Below are 16,479 nucleotides of genomic sequence, written 5' to 3' on the forward strand. Positions count from 1 at the left end.
CAAAGCGTAAACCACGCCAACGTGGATTAGGTCGCAGGCTCTTTACGCAAGGAATCGAGCAACAAGAAGACCACCCCAACGGTGATGGCGCTGTCGGCCACGTTGAACACCCAGGGAAAGAAGCCCAGCCGCTGGAAATCCAGGAAGTCGGCCACCGCGCCGAAGCGGATGCGGTCGATGACATTGCCCAGAGCCCCGCCGATGACCAGGCCGAAGCCGAGCGCCAGGGTGGCCCGCGGCGCCTGCCGCGCCCACCAGGCCAGGACGCAGGAGACGATCACCGCGAAGGCGGCCAGCAGCCAGCGCGTCAGTTCCTGGTCGGCGCGGAACAGGCCGAAGCTCACCCCCCGGTTCCAGACCATGGTCAGCGAGAAGGGTCCCGCGATGGGGACCGAGAACCGCGACGGCAGGTCGTAGACGGCCAGGATCCAGTATTTGGACGCCTGGTCGGCGGCGATCACGAAGGCGGCCAGGGCGTAGGCCGCCCAGCCGAGCTTGGAGACAGCTCTCATGCTCACGCCCGGGCCGCGTCCCAGGCCGCCACGGCCTGCGCGTCGCGCAGGCTGAGGTCGGGATAGCGGGAATCGGAGCCTACCTCAGGCAGGATCCGCCAGGAGCGGGCGCACTTCACGCCCTCTGCGCGAACGGGTTCGACCGCCACGCCGGGCGTCTCGGCCAGGCGGAAGGCCCCGGCCGGACCGTCGCCCTCGATCAGGGTCGCCTGGCTGGTCCGCAGCACCTCGGCGACGTCCAGGCCGTCGAAGGCCGCGATCAGGGCGGCGTCGGTCACGTGGACCTTGGGAGCCGCCTCGAGGGCCGCGCCCATGCGCTTCTCGCGCCGCTCGACCTCAAGGGCGCCGGTGACCACCGAGGTCACCGCTTGCACCTTGGCCCAGCGATCGGCCTCGGCTGGATTGGCCCAGTCGGCGGGGGTCTCCGGGAAGGTCCGCAGGCAGTTGGAGCCCAGGTCCGGGAACCGCGTGGTCCAGGCTTCCTCGGTGGTGAACGGGATCAGCGGGCTCATCCAGATGGTCAGCCGCTCGAAGACCAGGTCCATGACCGTGCGCGCGGCGCGGCGGCGCATGCTGTCGGGCTGGTCGCAATAGAGGGCGTCGCGGCGGATGTCGAAGAACAGTGACGAGAGCTCGTTCTGGCAGAACTCCAGCACCGGTCGGGCGGCGTCCTGGAAGATGTAGTCGCGATAGGCGGTGCGGACCTGGCCGTCCAGCTCCCACAGCCGGTGCAGGATGAAGCGCTCCAGCGGCGGCATGTCGGCCGGCTCGACGCGCTCGGCCTCGGTGAAGCCCGCCAGGGCGCCTAGCAGGTAGCGCACCGTGTTGCGCAGCTTGCGATAGGCGTCGGTGGTCGTGGCCAGCACCGTCTTGCCGATTCGCTGGTCGTCGGTGTAGTCGGCCATGGCCGCCCACAGGCGTAGGATCTCGGCGCCCGAGTCCTTGATCACGGTCTGGGGCTCGATGGTGTTGCCCTTGGACTTCGACATCTTCTCGCCGTTCTCGTCGACGGTGAAGCCGTGGGTCAGGACAGCGTCGTAGGGCGCCCGGCCCCGCGTGCCGGAGCTCTCCAGCAGCGAAGACTGGAACCAGCCCCGATGCTGGTCGGAGCCTTCGAGATAGAGGTCGGCGGGCCAGCGGGTGTTCCGCCGGCCTTCCAGCGTAAAGGCGTGGGTCGAGCCGGAATCGAACCAGACGTCGAGGATGTCCTCGACCTTCTCAAAGCGCTCGGGATCGTGGATCCCCAGGAAGTCGCTGACCGGCCGGGTGAACCAGGCGTCGGCGCCTTCCTTGGCGATCAGGTCGACGATCTTGGCGTTGACCGTCTCGTCGTGCAGCGGGTGGCCCGTCTCCTTGTCGACGAACATGGCCAGCGGCGAGCCCCAGGCGCGCTGGCGGCTGAGCAGCCAGTCGGGGCGGCTCTCGACCATGGCGCGGATGCGGTTGCGCCCGGCCTCCGGATGGAAGGTGGTGGCCTCGATCGCCTCGATCGCGGTCTCACGCAGGGTGCGGCCGTCTTTCAGGGGCTCGTCCATGCGGACGAACCACTGCGGGGTGTTGCGGAAGATCACCGGCGCCTTGGAGCGCCAGGAGTGCGGATAGGAGTGGGCCAGCCGGCCGCGCGCCAGCAGGCGATGGGCCTCGATCAGCCTGTCCATCACCGCGCCGTTGGCGGGACCGAACTTGCCGGCCTTCTTGCCCTCGGTCTCCAACACCTTCAGGCCGCCGAACAGCGGCACGTTAGGATAGTAGGCGCCGTCCGCATCCACGGTTTCGGGGATCTCGCGATGGCCATGGGCCAGCCAGACCAGGTAGTCGTCGGCGCCGTGGCCGGGGGCGGTGTGGACGAAGCCGGTGCCAGCGTCCTCGGTCACATGGTCGCCGTCCAGCAGCGGTACGGGGAAGCTGTAGTGGGTGTCGAGCGCCGCCAGCGGGTGCTCGCAGACCATGCCGGCCGGATCGAAGGTCTCCAGCCGCCGCGCCGAGGCGATCTTGGCGGCGCTGAACACGTCAGCCGTCAGCTTGTCGGCCAGGATCAGCCGGTCACCCGGCTTGGCCCAGGGCTCGAACTCCAGCCCCGTCTCCATCGCCTCGACCTCGTAGACCCCATACGCGATCGCGCGATTGTACGAGATCGCGCGGTTGGCGGGGATCGTCCAGGGGGTGGTGGTCCAGATGACGATGCAGGCCTGGTCGCCGTTCAGAGATGAGTCGACCCGGGCCTGGGCCTCGGCCGAGCCAGCCGGCGAAGGGGCTTCGTCGTCGCCGTCGGTCAGGCCCTGATAGGGCGTGTAGTCGACAACCGGGAACTTCACCCAGACGGTCGGCGAGACGTGGTCGTGGTACTCGACCTCGGCGTCGGCGAGCGCGGTGCGCTCCACCGGGCTCCACATCACCGGCTTGGAACCGCGATAGAGCTGGCCCGAGGCCACGAACTTGTGGAACTCGGCCACGATGGCCGCCTCGCTGGAATAGTCCATGGTGGCGTAGCGGTTTTCCCAGTCGCCCAGGACGCCCAGGCGCTTGAACCCTTCCATCTGGACGCCGATCCAATGGTCGGCGTACTCGCGGCAGCGCTCGCGGAACTCGGCCTTGGAGACCTCGTCCTTGCGCCGGCCCTGGCCGCGCAGCTCTTCCTCGATCTTCCATTCGATCGGCAGGCCGTGGCAGTCCCAGCCGGGCACGTAGTCGACGTCGTAGCCTAGGGCGAAGCGCGAGCGGACCACGAAGTCCTTCAGGGTCTTCTGCAGGGCGTGGCCGATATGGATGGCGCCGTTGGCGTAGGGCGGGCCGTCATGCAGCACGAACAGCGGCGCGCCGGCCTCCTGGCGGGCCGCGCGGATGGCGTTGTAGAGATCGGCCTCCGCCCACCGGGCGAGGATCTCAGGTTCCTTCTGCGGCAGGCCGCCGCGCATCGGGAACGGGGTGTCGGGGAGGAAGACGGTTTCGCGGTAATCGCGCGAAGGCGTGTCGGCGTCGTCGGCCATGGGACTTTCCAGCTTGGTCCGGAACGAATGGGGTGCGGGTGGAGCCCGGCGCGCGCTGGATCGAACGTCCGGCGGCGTCACGCCGGGCGGATAATTCGCGAGGTTTTCCGAACCGAAGTCATCGTCGGGGTCGTAGCAGAGGCCGGGCCGAAACCCAAGAGTCCTAGAAGTCCGGCAACAGGAGGGCGCGCGCCTCGGCGGCGTCGGCCATTACCTGGGCGGTGAGCGCCTCAAGCCCGTCGAACTTCAGCTCCGGATGCAGGAAGGCGATCAGGTCGGTTTCGATGACCTGGTCGTAGATGTCTTCGTCGAAGTCGAACAGCCAGACCTCCAGGCGTGGGGCGATCTCACCTTCGATGGTGGGATTGACGCCGACATTGGCCACACCGGCGATCTCGCGGCCATCGGGCAGGCGGGTGCGGGTGGCATAGGCGCCGAGCCTGGGGATCACATAGTCGGTGAGGGCCACATTGGCGGTGGGGAAGCCCAGGGTGCGGCCGAGCTGGCGGCCGCGCTCCACGACGCCTTCGATGGCGAAGGGCCGGCCGAGGATCGCCGCGGCGTCCTCTGGCCGTCCGTCGCGCAGGGCCTCGCGCACGCCGGTGGAGGAGTACTTGGTCTCGCCGACCCCCAGGGCCTCGGCGATCGAGACGGTGAAGCCCAGCTCCTCTCCGTAGCGCGACATCAGCTCGGGGCTGCCGGTGCGGCCCTTGCCGAACGACACGTCGAACCCGACCGCCACGTGGCGCACGCCCAGCCCCCTGGCCAGAACCTCGGCGGCGAATTCCCGGTCGGTCAGATTGGCCATCTCGCCGTCGAAGGGCAGGACATGGAAGATCTCGACTCCCAGCGCGGCCAAGGCGCGCGCCTGCTGGTCGGGCTTCATGATTCGGAAGCTGGGCGCGTCAGGCTGGAAAATCTGACGCGGATGGGGGTCGAAGCTGATGACGCCCAGCGGCGCCTTCAACATCCCGGCCGCCTTGGCCGCCTGGGCGATGACCTTCTGATGGCCGCGATGGACACCGTCGAAATTGCCATAGGCGACCGCCGCGCCCCTGTCGGCCTGCGCTAGTCCCTTCCAGCCGTGAACAATGCGCATAGGCCTCACGCGGGTTTCCGGGGGACCATGATCACCGCCTCGCCGTCGACCACGGTCTTGCCGTCCACCTGGCAGACGGTGGTGAGGGTGACGTGGCCGCGGCGTTCGTCCAGGCTCTGGATGGTGACCCGGGTCACCACGGGATCGCCCAGCTTCACCGGTCGGCGGAAGCGCAGGGACTGGGAGAGATAGATCGCGCCCGGCCCGGGCAGGCGCGTGCCGATCACCGCCGAGATATAGGCCGCCGACAGCATGCCGTGGGCGATGCGGCCCTGGAACGGGGTGGTCCGGGCATAGGCCTCGTCCAGATGGACGGGATTGATGTCGCCTGACACGGCGGCGAAGGCCTCCACGTCGGCGGCGCCGACGATCTTGGTGATCTCGGCGGTCTGGCCCTCGGCCAGGTCTTCGAAGAACAGTCCCTGCACGCCGCCCGCTCCCGGTTAGATGCTCTAGTTAGCGGCTTTTGCTCACCACGCCAGATCGGCGATGGCGTAACTGGCTCGCGCGCCGTCCTTGGCCAGCAGGGATTCGACCGCTTGGGCGTCCAGGCCGTCTGGGCCGATGGTCTCCGCGCCATGGATGCCGCTGGCGATGAACAGCACGTCCAGGCCCTGGTCGTTGGCGCCCTTGGCGTCGGTGGCCACCGCGTCGCCGATGCAGAGCACGCGGGAATGGTCGACGGTCCGGCCCAGGATCACCTCGGCCTCGGCCAGGCACAGGCCGTAGATCGGGGCGAAGGGCTTGCCGGCCATGATCACCTCGCCGCCCAGCTCGGCGTAGCGTTGGGCTAGCGCCCCGCCGCAATAGATCAGCCGGTCGCCACGCTGCACCACAATGTCGGGATTGGCGCAGATCATCGGCAGGCCGCGCGCGATGGTCGCCTCGAAGCGCGCCTCATAGTCGTCCGGTCCCTCGATCTCGTCGTCATAGGGGCCGGTGCAGGAGATGAAGGTCGCCTCGTCGGGGCCCGCGAAGGCGAGGTCGAGGCCCTCATAGAGCGGGGCGTCGCGGTCGGGGCCGATGGCCCAGGCCGGACCGGGCGCGCGGGCGCCCAGCATCAGCCGGGTGGCGTCGCCGGAGGAGACAAAGGCCGACCAGGCCGCGCGCGGCACGCCGAGCTGGTCGAGCTGGTCGTGGACGGCGCTGGAGGGGCGTGGGGCGTTGGAGATCAGGATCACCGGTCCGCGCTCGGCGCGCCACTTCACCAGGGCGGCGCAGGCGTCGGGGAAGCTCTCGCGCCCATTGTGGATCACCCCCCAGACGTCGGAGAGCAGGACGTCGTAGCGGTCGGAGAGTTCGGCGAGGCCGGAGATCAGCTTGGGCGCGGTCATGCCGGGGCGGTACCGGGCGCGGCCTTGCGGGTCAATGCGGTGCTTGGTCGATCAGGCGCGGCGGCGGCTGGATCCGCGCAGCTTGGGGCGCAGGTCGGCCGGGGGATCGGTCTCGGCCAGCACCGCGTCGCGGATCGGGCGCGGCTCGCCGAACAGGTGGCCCTGGCCGAAATGGATGTCGAGCTCGAGGATGTCGACGATCTGGCGCTCGCTCTCCACCTTCTCGGCGATCAGGTCGACCCCGTAGCGGCGGGTCAGCTGGGCGAAATCCTGGGCGGCGAGATCGGGCATCGAGCGCAGCACCAGGCCCTCGTCGGTCTCGGTCAGCTCGTCCAGCAGCACCTGGGCGCTGATCTTCAGGAACTTCACGTCCGAGCGGGCCAGATCCTGGAAGTCGATGTCGAGGTCGACGACCTTGTCCAGGCTGAAGCGGAAGCCGAGTTCAGCCAGCTTGCCCATGTTGCGGGCCTCCACCGAACCGCGGGCGTCGAAGGCGGCCTGGCCCAGCTCGAAGATCAGGGCGCCGGCCAGGTCGCGGTTGGCGGCCAGCAGCTCCAGGAACTGCGGGAAGAAGGTCTCGTCGGCGAGGCTGGAGGTGGAGACGTTGCAGAAGATCCCGACCTTGCGGTCCTGCTTGGCCAGCCGGCGCACGATCTGCACGCAGCGGAACAGCAGCAGGTTGTCGATCGAGGTCATCAGCCCTTCGGGCTCGGCCACGGTCAGGTACTCGGCGGGCATCAGCACCCGGCCGGTCTCGTCGCGCAGACGCGAATAGCTCTCGTAGAAGACCGTGCGGCGCTGGGGCAGGCCGACGATGGGCTGCAGGTAGAGGTCGACTCGGTTGTCGGCCAGGGCGTCGCGGACGGTCTCCAGCAGGGCGGCGGACTGGTGGCTGCGGCGGCCGTCCTGGCGGTCGGGGACGGGGGTGCTGGCGACCCGCTCCTCCAGCCGCTGCCCCATGCGCTGGACCAGGTCCTCCAGGATATGGACCTCGTCGTGCAACTCCTCGGAGCGGCGGACGGCCTCGTCGGTCATGGTCTCGACCACCTCCGACAGGCGGGTGTCGATCCTCTCCATCTGGAGCAGCAGAATGGTGTTGGCCTCGCGCACCATGTCGAGGCCCCGCTGCAGGGTGCGCATCTTCAGGCTCTGGGAGACCATGGCGTGGATAGCGGCGCACAGCGCCAGCCCGCCCACAAGGGCCGCGACGCCGGCCGCCCAGCCGCCGCCGTTCCGCCACAGGAGGAGGGCGACGATCAGCGCAAGGCAGAGATAGGTGGCCGCAAGCGCCACCGACGTGAACTGTCGCATAAGCCCGCCGGTCCGAATCGATTCGGATTATCGGACGGCGAAGCCTTGCAAGTCGAATGGATTAACCGTCGCAGGCCCGCCCTAGCGGGTCGGGACCGGGGTTTCGCCGCGATAGTCGTAGAAGCCGCGGCCCGCCTTGCGGCCCAGCCAGCCCGCCTCGACATATTTCACCAGCAGCGGACAGGGCCGGTACTTGGAGTCCGCCAGGCCCTCATAGAGCACGTTCATGATCGACAGCACGGTGTCGAGGCCGATGAAATCGCCCAGCTCCAGCGGGCCCATCGGGTGGTTGGCGCCGAGCTTCAGGGCGTTGTCGATGGCCTCGACCGTGCCGACGCCCTCATACAGGGTGTAGATCGCCTCGTTGATCATCGGCACCAGGATGCGGTTGACGATGAAGGCCGGGAAGTCTTCGGCGTTGGTGGTGGTCTTGCCCAGCGAACGGGCGAAGTTGACGGCGGTCTCGTAGGTCGGGGCGTCGGTGGCGATGCCGCGGATGACCTCGACCAGCTTCATCAGCGGCACGGGGTTCATGAAGTGCAGGCCAATGAACCGCTCGGGCCGGTCGGTGACAGAGGCCAGCCGCGTGATCGAGATCGACGAGGTGTTGGAGGCCAGGAGCGTGTGCTCGCCCAGATGCGGCGCCAGGGCCTTGAAGATGTTCTTCTTGACCTCTTCGTTCTCGGTGGCCGCCTCGATGGCGAGGTCCGTGGTGGCGATGGTCTGCAGCTCGACGGCGGGTTTGATGCGCGCGATCGCGGCCTCGGCGGCGTCGTGCTCGATGATGTTGCGCGAGACCTGTCGGGTCAGGTTCTTCTCGATCAGGGCGATGCCGGCGGCGATCTTGTCGCCGCTGACGTCATGCAGCAACACGTCATAGCCCGCCAGGGCGCAAACATGAGCGATGCCCGTCCCCATTTGACCGGCGCCGATGACGCCGACGGACTTGATCTGAACCATGCAGAAAGAGCCTCGAAATGACCCGGACGACGACCCGTCCGACCGCTTGTGACGGGTTTCTAACATGGTCGAGGCTGCGGTCGACAAGCTTTTGCTGCGCCGCAGCGTGACAGTAGTGCCGAACTCGTCGTGTCAGACGGTTGAGTATTCGTCGTGCGCTACCTTGGAGATCATTCGGCGCCTATGCAAAGAAAAAGGGGCGGCTCGTCCCCGAGCCGCCCCCAATCATTTCCGATGAGCCTCGACGCTATTTCCCGGCGGCGGTCAGGGCTTCCATCAGTTCCGGCACGGCGCTCTTGTAGTCGGCGACCAGGCCGAAGTCGGCGACCTGGAAGATCGGCGCGTCGCCGTCCTTGTTGATCGCCACGATGACCTTGGAGTCCTTCATCCCGGCCAGGTGCTGGATGGCGCCGGAGATGCCGATGGCGACATAGAGTTCCGGAGCCACGACCTTGCCGGTCTGGCCGACCTGGTAGTCGTTGGGGGCGTAGCCCGCATCGACCGCGGCGCGGGAGGCGCCGACAGCGGCCCCCAGCTTGTCGGCCAGCGGCTCGATGACCCGCTGGAATTCCTCGGCCGAGCCCATGGCGCGGCCGCCGGAGACGACGATCTTGGCGCCGGCGAGTTCGGGACGGGCCGACTTCACCAGTTGCTGATCGACGAACTTGGTCTTGGCGGCGCCGGAGCCGGCCGAGATCGTCTCGACCGAGGCCGAACCGCCTTCGCCGGCGGCCTTGAAGGAGGTGGCCCGCACGGTGATCACCTTCTTGGCGTCCGAGGACTGGACGGTCTCGAGCGCGTTGCCGGCGTAGATCGGGTGCACGAAGGTCGAGGCGTCGACGACTTCGACGATCTCGGAGATCTGCGCCACATCCAGCTTGGCCGCCACGCGGGGCGAGAAGTTCTTGCCCTGCGAGGTGGCTGGGGTCAGGACCGCGTCGTAATTGGCCATGAGCGGCACGACCAGGGCCTCGACGGCCTCGGCCAAGCCGTGGCCCAACTCGTCGCTTTCGGCCAGCAGCACCTTGCGCACGCCGGCGATCTTGGCGGCGGCGTCAGCCACGGCCTTGGCGCCCGCGCCCGCGACCAGCACGTCCACGTCGCCCGAGAGGGCGAGGGCGGCGGTGACGGTCTTGTGGGTGTTGTCCTTCAGCGACGCGTTGTCGTGATCGGCGATGACGAGAACGGCCATTAGAGCACCCCCGCGGTCTTCAGGTTGGAGACGAGATCGGCGGCGGTCTCGACCTTGATGCCGCCGGCCCGCTTGGCGGGTTCGGTGACCTTGAGGACCTTCAGGCGCGGCGCGATGTCGACGCCGAGCGTGGCGACGTCCTTGATGTCGAGCTGCTTCTTCTTGGCCTTCATGATGTTCGGCAGCGAGGCGTAGCGCGGCTCGTTGAGGCGCAGGTCGGCGGTGATGATCGCAGGCAGGGAGACCTCGATGGTCTGCAGGCCGCCGTCGACCTCGCGGGTCACCTTGGCCTTGTCGGCCGACAGCTCGATCGCCGAGGCGAAGGTCGCCTGGGGCCAGTCGAGAATTGCCGCCAGCATCTGCCCGGTGGCGTTGTTGTCGCCGTCGATGGCCTGCTTGCCCATGATCACCGCGTCGGGGCTCTCCTCGGCGATCACCGCCTTGAGCAGCTTGGCGACGGCCAGCGGCTCGAGATCCTGGTCGGTCTGGATCAGGATCGCGCGGTCAGCGCCCATGGCCAGGGCCGTGCGCAGGGTCTCCTGCGCCTGGATCGGGCCGATGGATACGGCCACCACCTCGGTGACGGCGCCCTTTTCCTTCTGGCGAACGGCCTCTTCGACCGCGATCTCGCAGAAGGGGTTCATGGACATCTTGACGTTGGCGAGGTCGACGCCCGACTGGTCGGACTTCACCCTGGCCTTCACGTTATAATCGATCACCCGTTTAACCGGGACCAACACCTTCATGGGTCGCTAGCGCCTCAAATTGCATTGCGGAAAAATCGGTCGGATGCGGCATAACGCTTCTCCCGCGCATTGCAAGTCGGCGCCGGGACACAGCCCGCCGCAATTTCGGCCGACGGAAGCCCTAGCAGCACCCGCTCACGTAGAAGAAAGAACCGATGAACCGCACGATCGACCGCCTGAAACTGATCTTCCTGGTCGTGTTCTTCGTCCTGAGCGCAGGTTCTTTCGTCTACCATCTCGGCTGGGGCTGGCCCGAGCAGAAATGCGAGGCCGCGGGCGACTGGTGGGACTGGCGCAGCCGCACCTGCGCCCACCCGATCCCGATCTCCGACATCACCGGGCGGGTGATCAAGGATCGCGCCGCCTACGACGCGGCCAAGGCTGACGGAATCACCGGAAAGACCTCCGAGCTGACCCGCCCGTCGGCGACGGCCCCCGCGTCAAAGGACTAACGCGTCGCGCCGGACTTCCAGAACACCTCCCGCGCGCCCTGGTCGTTGGCGTGGCGGGCGGCGACGAAGAGGAAGTCCGAAAGCCGGTTCAGATACTTCATGGCCGCCGGACTGACGGGTTCGCCCGCCTCGACCAGGGAGACCGCGGTCCGCTCGGCGCGGCGCGCCACCGTGCGCGCCAGGTGCAGGGCCGCCGCCGCCGCCGTGCCGCCCGGCAGGATGAAGGAGGCCAGCGGCGGCAGTTCGGCGTTCAGGGCGTCGATCTCGCGCTCCAGGCGCTCGGTCTGGCTGTCGATCATCCGCAAGGTGTTGGTCTCGCCCTCGCGAGGCGGGGTGGCGAGGTCCGCGCCCAGATCGAACAGCTCGTTCTGCACCCGCGCCAGCATGGCGTCGAAGGCGGGCTCGGCGGCAGTGTGCAGGCGCGCCATCCCCAGGCAGGCGTTGGCCTCGTCGACGCCGCCATAGGCCTCGACCCGCAGGGAGGCCTTGGACACTTGCTCGCCGGTGGCCAGCCGCGTGGCGCCGCCATCGCCGGTGCGGGTGTAGATCTTGTTGAGGACGACCATCGGAGACTCCCGTCCTAGCCGCCTGGCCCGGCGTTGTGTCGCCACCAGACGGCGGCCACCAGCACGGCGACGGCGATCGCCTGAAGCACCACGCGCAGCCGCATCAGCTTGTTGGAATAGGACCGCCCGAAGTCGCCGCCCCGGAACAGGGCGAAGAGGCCGATGAACAGGGTCACCGTCACCGCGATCAGGCTGATGGGGATGAGATACTGGAAGAAGGTGTCCATGGCGCCAATGTAGCGCGCCGGCGCGCAATTGGGAGCGGGCTTGCAGCCTCTATGGCGCTGTCCGGGTCCGGAAGCCGTCCGAGATCAGGCCGATATGGCGGTCCATGACACTGCTCATCGCCTCGGCGTCGGCCTCGTCCCAGGCCGCCAGCCGATAGGTCCAGGCGTACGAGGCCATCAGGGCGTCGATCACCACGTCCAGGTCGCAGGCCGGATCGACGTCGCCGCGGGCCACGCCCTCGGCCAGGCAGTCCTTCACCACCTGGCGCAGGCGCGGGTTGCGGCCGTAGGGGCGCGAGGCTGGGCTGAGGGTCCAGTTATAGGCTGCGGCGATATGCGCCAGGAACAGGCGCGTGCGACGGGTCTCGAAGGCGTAGTGGATGGCGAAGATCGAGCCCAGGCGATCGGGCGTCGAGCCGCGCAGGTGCGGCGCCACCCGGTCGAGCTCGGCGTAGAGCGCATCCAGGCGGTCGGCCATCACCTGGCTGAGGATGTCGCCCTTCGACGAGAATGTGGTGAACACGCTGCCCACCGAAACCTCGGCCTGGCGGGCGATTTCGCGGACCGTGGTCTCGTCGTAGCCGCGCGTCTCGAAGAGCTCGCGCGCCGCGTCGAGGACACGTTGCCGCGTCGCCTCCTTCCGGGATCTGCGTGCCCCCGCCATTTTGCCCCCGGCTCGCGACGCGATGCGCGGTCTTCCCGATCCCTGGTTACGGAAAGCCGCAACCTGGGCACTTGCCTGCGACAGTTCGTCGCGGGCGAACCGGCCCCGCGGCTCGCCCGGAACGGTTCTAGCCTCGACGCGCCCCGGCCAGGATCACGCGGATCTGGTCCTTCGACTTGGCTTGCAGAGCCTCGAGGCTCCAGCCCTGGAAGATGGCCTCCGGGTAGTTGGCCAGATAGGCGTCGAACAGCATCTGGGTGCGCAGCTTGGACTCGACCTCCTGCGACAGCTCCCCGCGCTGGACCCCCAGCTCGAGTTGGTCGGAGATCAGGTCGTGCATCGACTGGACCGGCGGCAGGGTGCGCAGTTCCGGTCCCTGGTCGGGGAGCCAGGAGATGCTGAAGGCCGCTCGGGCCAGCGGAAGCTGGCTCTTGTAGAAGGCGTAGCCGGCCACGAAGAGCTTGAGCAGGGCGTCCTCGACCGTGCGACCGCGGGCGGCGGCCTCGGCCATGGCCTCGGTCAGGGCCTGCATGTCGCTGACCATGATCTCGCGGAACAGGTCCGACTTGTCGGTGAAGTTGGCGAACACCGCGCCTGTCGACATGCCTGCCTCGGCGGCGATGTCGCGGATTGTGGCGCCCTCATAGCCTGCCTCCGAGAACAGGCGGCGCGCGGCGGCCAGGACCTTGGCGCGGGTCTGCTGCTTGGCGAGGGCGCGACGGGTGGGAACGCGGACCTCGGCTTCGCCGGCGGCCTCGAGGGTGTTGGAAACGTGTTTCATCGGGCTTGCAGCCTCGACAGGGCCGCTTCCGCGCGCATCTCGAACTCTACGCAATACTCTTCCACTACCTTCTCCAGCAACTCGGCGTAGCGCTGCGCGAGCTTCCGCCCGTCGCGGGAGGCGTCGCGCAGATCGACGATCAACTGGCGGACTTCCTCGGTTGGGTCAGTGCAGTCCGGATCAATCCGGACAGCGGTGTCATTGGTCGTCATGACCGTTCGGTCCTCTTAGCCTCTCGCCGCGGCGCGTCCAAGCGGTGGCTTCAGTCGAGCGTGTTCATCGAACTCGTTCCGCGATACGAGTTTCAGAGGCATTTAGCGGTAAACGCTCAGCGTGGCTGTGTGGCGCAGCGTCGCAGAGCAGTGTTTTGCGAACATTGCGGGGGCGCAATGTCGTCCGGCCGACACCTCCGGACTCCACGGATCGCTGAGCGTGCTCGTAAAACCCGGGTGTTTTGGCGTCGTTCCGCTAGTTGGCGCCTTCCAGCAGACGCCGGGCGATGACCTGGGCCTGGATCTCGCCGGCCCCCTCGAAGATGTTGAGGATACGCGCATCGGCCAGGATGCGGCTGACGGGCTGCTCGACGGCGAACCCGGCGCCGCCGTGGATCTGGACGGCGTTGTCGGCGGCCGCCCAGGCGACGCGGGCGGCGACCAGCTTGGCCATGCCGGCCACCAGGTCGCAGCGTCGGCCCTCGTCCTTGGCCCGGGCCGCGAACCACGCCAGCCGCCGGGCGCCTAGGATCTCGGCGGCCATCATGGCCAGCTTGTTGGCCACGCGCGGGAACCCGGCGATGGCTTGGCCGAACTGCCTCCGCGCCAGGGCGTAGTCCAGCGCCAGGTCCAGGGCCGACTGCGCCACGCCGATAGCGCGCGCCGCCGTCTGGATGCGGGCGCTCTCGAAGGTGGCCATGAGCTGGACGAAGCCCTGCCCCTCCTGGCCGCCCAGCAGGTTGGCGTGGGGCACGGAAAAGCCGTCGAAGGCGATCTCGTACTCCTTCATGCCACGATAGCCGATCACCCCGATCTCGCCGCCGTCCATGCCGGGGGCGGGGAAGGGGGCCTCGACCGTGCCGCGCGGCTTCTGCGCCAGGAACATCGACAGGCCCCGATGGTCCTTCGACGCGGGATCGGTGCGGACCAGCAGGGTCATCAGGTCGGCGCGGGCGGCGTGGGTGATCCAGGTCTTGGCGCCCGTCACCTTCCAGTCATCGCCCTCGCGGACGGCCCGGGTACGCAGGGAGCCCAGGTCCGACCCGGCCTCCGGCTCGGTGAAGACAGCGGTGGGAATGATCTCGCCCGAGCAGATCGCCGGCAGGAACCGCGCCTTCTGGTCGTCGGTCCCATGGGCCAGGATCAGCTCGGCGGCGATCTCCGAGCGGGTGCCCAGCGAGCCGGTCCCGATCCAGCCCCGCGACAGGGCCTCGGAGACCACGCACATGGCGACCTTGCCCATCCCCGAGCCGCCATGGACCTCGGGCGCTGTCAGGCCGAAGACGCCGAGCGCGGCCAGCTCCTCGATCAGGCCGAGCGGGATCAACTCGTCGCGTAGGTGCCAGCCGTGGGCGAAAGGAACGATCTTCTCCTCGGCGAAGGCGTGGAACTGGTCGCGCACCTGCTCCAGGGTCTCGTCCAGGCCGCTGGCCTCCAGCGAGGGCCGGCCTCGCGCCTCGTCCAGCAGGGCCACGATCCGGTGGCGCACCACCTGGGAGGCGCCGGGCCGCAGACGTTCGATCAGTGGCTCCAGCGCCTGGCCCGAGAGGCCCACATCGCGCGGCCGGAAGGTCTCGCCCTGGTTCATCGGCACGCCGCCGGCGAGCTGGCTCAGATATTCGAAGGCCAGCAGCTGCGCCGGCAGCGCCTCGGCCTCCCCGAACCGGCCCTCGCCCGCCAGATGATCGGCCCAGGCGGCGGTCTGGCGCAGCGTCTCGGCATAGGCGGCCGCCCAGGCCAGACCGTGGGCCGCGTGCTGCTCAGCGTCGAGGGCGCCGCGATCCAGCCGCCCGTCCGGGCTCACCCGCGCGCTCACCGCGGCCTTGGTTTCGGCGACGAACAGGTCGGCCGCGCGGGCGGCGTCGGACAAAAGGGAATTGAGGTCGGGCAGGATCATCGGGAGCGACTATAGGCGAAGCTTGTCGTGGGTCACGTGCGCCGGTACTCCCAGCATAACGCCACGGGAGGCAACCCAATGCTCGTCGTCCATCACCTCAATGACTCGCGCTCGCAGCGCATCCTCTGGCTGCTGGAAGAGCTGGGCGCGCCCTACGAGATCAAGGAATACAAGCGCGACGCCACCACCCGCCTGGCGCCGCCGGAGCTGAAGGCCATCCATCCGCTCGGCAAGTCGCCGGTGCTCACCGAGGGCGATGCGACCGTCATCGAGTCCGGCGCGATCATCGACTACATCGTCCGCCACCATGGCGGCGGCAAGCTCGGCCCGGCGCCGGGCGCCAAGGGCTACGACACCTACCAGCAGTGGCTGCACTACGCCGAGGGCTCGGCCATGCTGCCCCTGATGCTGTTCATGTATGTGGGCCGCCTGGGCGACGCGGGCGCGCCGTTGCATCCGCGGATCGAGAGCGAGATCGCCAATCACCTGGGCTATGTCGAAGGCGCCCTGGCCGGCCGCGACTGGCTGATGGACGACTTCTCCGCCGCCGATATCCAGATGAGCTTCGTGGGCGAGGTCACCGGCGCCTTCGGCCGGTTCGGCGCCTATCCCAATATCGCCGCCTGGGTGAAACGGTTCCAGGACCGTTCGGCCTATCGCAAGGCGCTGGAAAAGGGCGGCCCTTACAACATGGGTCCGAAGGCCTAGACCTCTTTTCCCTCCTCCTCGTGGGGAGGGAAAAGGTCGTCACCGCGTCCAGGGGTCGTCCAGCACGCCGTCGATGAAGTCGAACACGGCGGCCTTGGTCAGGGCGTGGGGAATGGCCGAGAAGTGGTCGCAACCGGGGACCACCACCCCGTGCCCATGGGCGAACGCCTGGGCTAGCTCCACGGGATCGCCGTTGGTCTCCCGCTCGCCGGCCACCGCCAGGACCGGCATGGGCAGGGCGGCGAAGCCGGCGACATCCAGCGGTGGGTTCGCCGCCTGGGTGAAGGCCGCCAGGGCCTGGCGGTCCTCGCCCTGTTCGTCGGCGAACTGGCGAAAGCTCTTCAGGAACGGCTCGGTGATGGTGTCGGGGTCCTCGGCCAGCATGGCGTCGACCATGAGGTTCGTCGCCATCGGGCTCCGCTCCTCCAGCAGCTTGTGGCCCACCCCGCCCAGGATCAGGTTGGAAAACCGCTCCGGCGCGGCCAGCGCCGCGGCCGCGGCCGTGCGCGCGCCCATCGAATAGCCGAACAGGTCCACGCGGTTGATCCCCACATGGTCGATCAGCTCGACGATATCCCGGGCCAGGTTGGCGCGCAGATAGGCGTCCGGGTCGTGCGACTTGCCGCTTTCCCCATGGCCGCGCTGGTCCAGGGCGATCACCCGGAAGCGCCGCCGCTCCAGCGCGGCGTACCAGCCGGTGCGCTTCCAACCCTCGTTTCGGTTCGAAGCGAAGCCGTGGATCAGCAGAATCGCCCGGTCATAATCGGCGGGCGCTCTATCGTCAAAGGCGAGTCGGAAACCGTCGGTTGTGCTGAAGTCCATGATTTTCTT

19 protein-coding genes are annotated in these 16,479 nt (G+C 68.3%); 2 read left to right on the plus strand and 17 right to left on the minus strand.

The features are described from left to right. Positions 1-26: 26 nt before the first annotated feature. The 10 genes from lspA to Q8Q77_RS13620 all read right to left on the minus strand — a co-directional run bounded on the left by lspA (position 27) and on the right by Q8Q77_RS13620 (position 10,141). On the minus strand, positions 27-512 hold the full coding sequence (gene lspA / locus Q8Q77_RS13575) for a signal peptidase II (protein WP_305584141.1): 486 nt from the start codon (positions 510-512) through the stop codon (positions 27-29). Between the two features lie 2 nt (positions 513-514). Next, entirely contained in the window at positions 515-3,499 is a 2,985-nt protein-coding gene (gene ileS, locus Q8Q77_RS13580; protein ID WP_305584142.1) for an isoleucine--tRNA ligase, read from the minus strand. Between the two features lie 77 nt (positions 3,500-3,576). Continuing rightward, a complete protein-coding gene (locus tag Q8Q77_RS13585; RefSeq protein WP_293405785.1) occupies positions 3,577-3,621 on the minus strand; it encodes a hypothetical protein in 45 nt (14 codons plus the stop codon). Between the two features lie 41 nt (positions 3,622-3,662). Then, positions 3,663-4,598 (minus strand): bifunctional riboflavin kinase/FAD synthetase, encoded by a 936-nt coding sequence (locus Q8Q77_RS13590; RefSeq protein WP_305584143.1) that lies wholly within the window; start codon positions 4,596-4,598, stop codon positions 3,663-3,665. A 5-nt stretch (positions 4,599-4,603) separates the two neighbouring features. Continuing rightward, positions 4,604-5,026, minus strand: a complete 423-nt coding sequence (locus tag Q8Q77_RS13595; protein WP_305584144.1) for a MaoC family dehydratase — start codon at positions 5,024-5,026, stop codon at positions 4,604-4,606. A 42-nt stretch (positions 5,027-5,068) separates the two neighbouring features. Beyond that, entirely contained in the window at positions 5,069-5,932 is an 864-nt protein-coding gene (locus tag Q8Q77_RS13600; protein WP_305584145.1) for a TIGR01459 family HAD-type hydrolase, read from the minus strand. A gap of 51 nt (positions 5,933-5,983) precedes the next feature. Next, on the minus strand, positions 5,984-7,243 hold the full coding sequence (locus tag Q8Q77_RS13605) for an EAL domain-containing protein (RefSeq protein ID WP_305584146.1): 1,260 nt from the start codon (positions 7,241-7,243) through the stop codon (positions 5,984-5,986). Between the two features lie 81 nt (positions 7,244-7,324). Further along, positions 7,325-8,203: a 3-hydroxybutyryl-CoA dehydrogenase gene (locus Q8Q77_RS13610; RefSeq protein ID WP_305584147.1), complete on the minus strand. Its 879-nt coding sequence runs from the start codon at positions 8,201-8,203 to the stop codon at positions 7,325-7,327. Positions 8,204-8,450: 247 nt separating this feature from the next. Continuing rightward, positions 8,451-9,395, minus strand: coding sequence for an electron transfer flavoprotein subunit alpha/FixB family protein (locus Q8Q77_RS13615; protein ID WP_305584148.1), 945 nt, complete (start codon positions 9,393-9,395; stop codon positions 8,451-8,453). After that, positions 9,395-10,141 (minus strand): electron transfer flavoprotein subunit beta/FixA family protein, encoded by a 747-nt coding sequence (locus tag Q8Q77_RS13620; RefSeq protein ID WP_305584149.1) that lies wholly within the window; start codon positions 10,139-10,141, stop codon positions 9,395-9,397. Before Q8Q77_RS13620 ends, Q8Q77_RS13615 begins: the two co-directional genes overlap by 1 nt. Positions 10,142-10,296: 155 nt before the next feature. On the opposite strand from Q8Q77_RS13620, the gene Q8Q77_RS13625 reads away from it, so the two are divergent. Continuing rightward, positions 10,297-10,593 (plus strand): hypothetical protein, encoded by a 297-nt coding sequence (locus Q8Q77_RS13625; RefSeq protein WP_305584150.1) that lies wholly within the window; start codon positions 10,297-10,299, stop codon positions 10,591-10,593. Here Q8Q77_RS13625 and Q8Q77_RS13630 read toward each other — a convergent pair. From Q8Q77_RS13630 to Q8Q77_RS13655, 6 genes are all read right to left on the minus strand, one after another. Next, entirely contained in the window at positions 10,590-11,159 is a 570-nt protein-coding gene (locus Q8Q77_RS13630; protein ID WP_305584151.1) for a cob(I)yrinic acid a,c-diamide adenosyltransferase, read from the minus strand. The genes Q8Q77_RS13625 and Q8Q77_RS13630 overlap by 4 nt on opposite strands. Positions 11,160-11,173: 14 nt before the next feature. Further along, positions 11,174-11,386, minus strand: coding sequence for a twin transmembrane helix small protein (locus Q8Q77_RS13635; protein ID WP_305584152.1), 213 nt, complete (start codon positions 11,384-11,386; stop codon positions 11,174-11,176). A 49-nt stretch (positions 11,387-11,435) separates the two neighbouring features. Further along, a complete protein-coding gene (locus Q8Q77_RS13640; RefSeq protein ID WP_305584153.1) occupies positions 11,436-12,050 on the minus strand; it encodes a TetR/AcrR family transcriptional regulator in 615 nt (204 codons plus the stop codon). Positions 12,051-12,177: 127 nt separating this feature from the next. Continuing rightward, positions 12,178-12,831, minus strand: a complete 654-nt coding sequence (locus tag Q8Q77_RS13645) for a TetR/AcrR family transcriptional regulator (RefSeq protein WP_305584154.1) — start codon at positions 12,829-12,831, stop codon at positions 12,178-12,180. After that, positions 12,828-13,043 (minus strand): hypothetical protein, encoded by a 216-nt coding sequence (locus tag Q8Q77_RS13650; RefSeq protein ID WP_305584155.1) that lies wholly within the window; start codon positions 13,041-13,043, stop codon positions 12,828-12,830. The genes Q8Q77_RS13645 and Q8Q77_RS13650 overlap by 4 nt, the downstream gene beginning before the upstream one ends. A gap of 256 nt (positions 13,044-13,299) precedes the next feature. Next, positions 13,300-14,940 carry an acyl-CoA dehydrogenase family protein gene (locus Q8Q77_RS13655; protein WP_305584156.1) on the minus strand — a complete coding sequence of 547 codons (1,641 nt, stop codon included), beginning with the start codon at positions 14,938-14,940 and terminating at the stop codon, positions 13,300-13,302. A 78-nt stretch (positions 14,941-15,018) separates the two neighbouring features. Here Q8Q77_RS13655 and Q8Q77_RS13660 point away from each other — a divergent pair, with 78 nt between their 5' ends. After that, a complete protein-coding gene (locus Q8Q77_RS13660) occupies positions 15,019-15,648 on the plus strand; it encodes a glutathione S-transferase family protein (RefSeq protein ID WP_305584157.1) in 630 nt (209 codons plus the stop codon). A gap of 39 nt (positions 15,649-15,687) precedes the next feature. Here Q8Q77_RS13660 and Q8Q77_RS13665 read toward each other — a convergent pair whose 3' ends face one another. Beyond that, positions 15,688-16,470 (minus strand): alpha/beta fold hydrolase, encoded by a 783-nt coding sequence (locus tag Q8Q77_RS13665; RefSeq protein ID WP_305584158.1) that lies wholly within the window; start codon positions 16,468-16,470, stop codon positions 15,688-15,690. Between the last annotated feature and the right edge of the window lie 9 nt (positions 16,471-16,479).

It is taken from the genome of Phenylobacterium sp., from assembly GCF_030698145.1.
Lineage (GTDB): Bacteria > Pseudomonadota > Alphaproteobacteria > Caulobacterales > Caulobacteraceae > Phenylobacterium.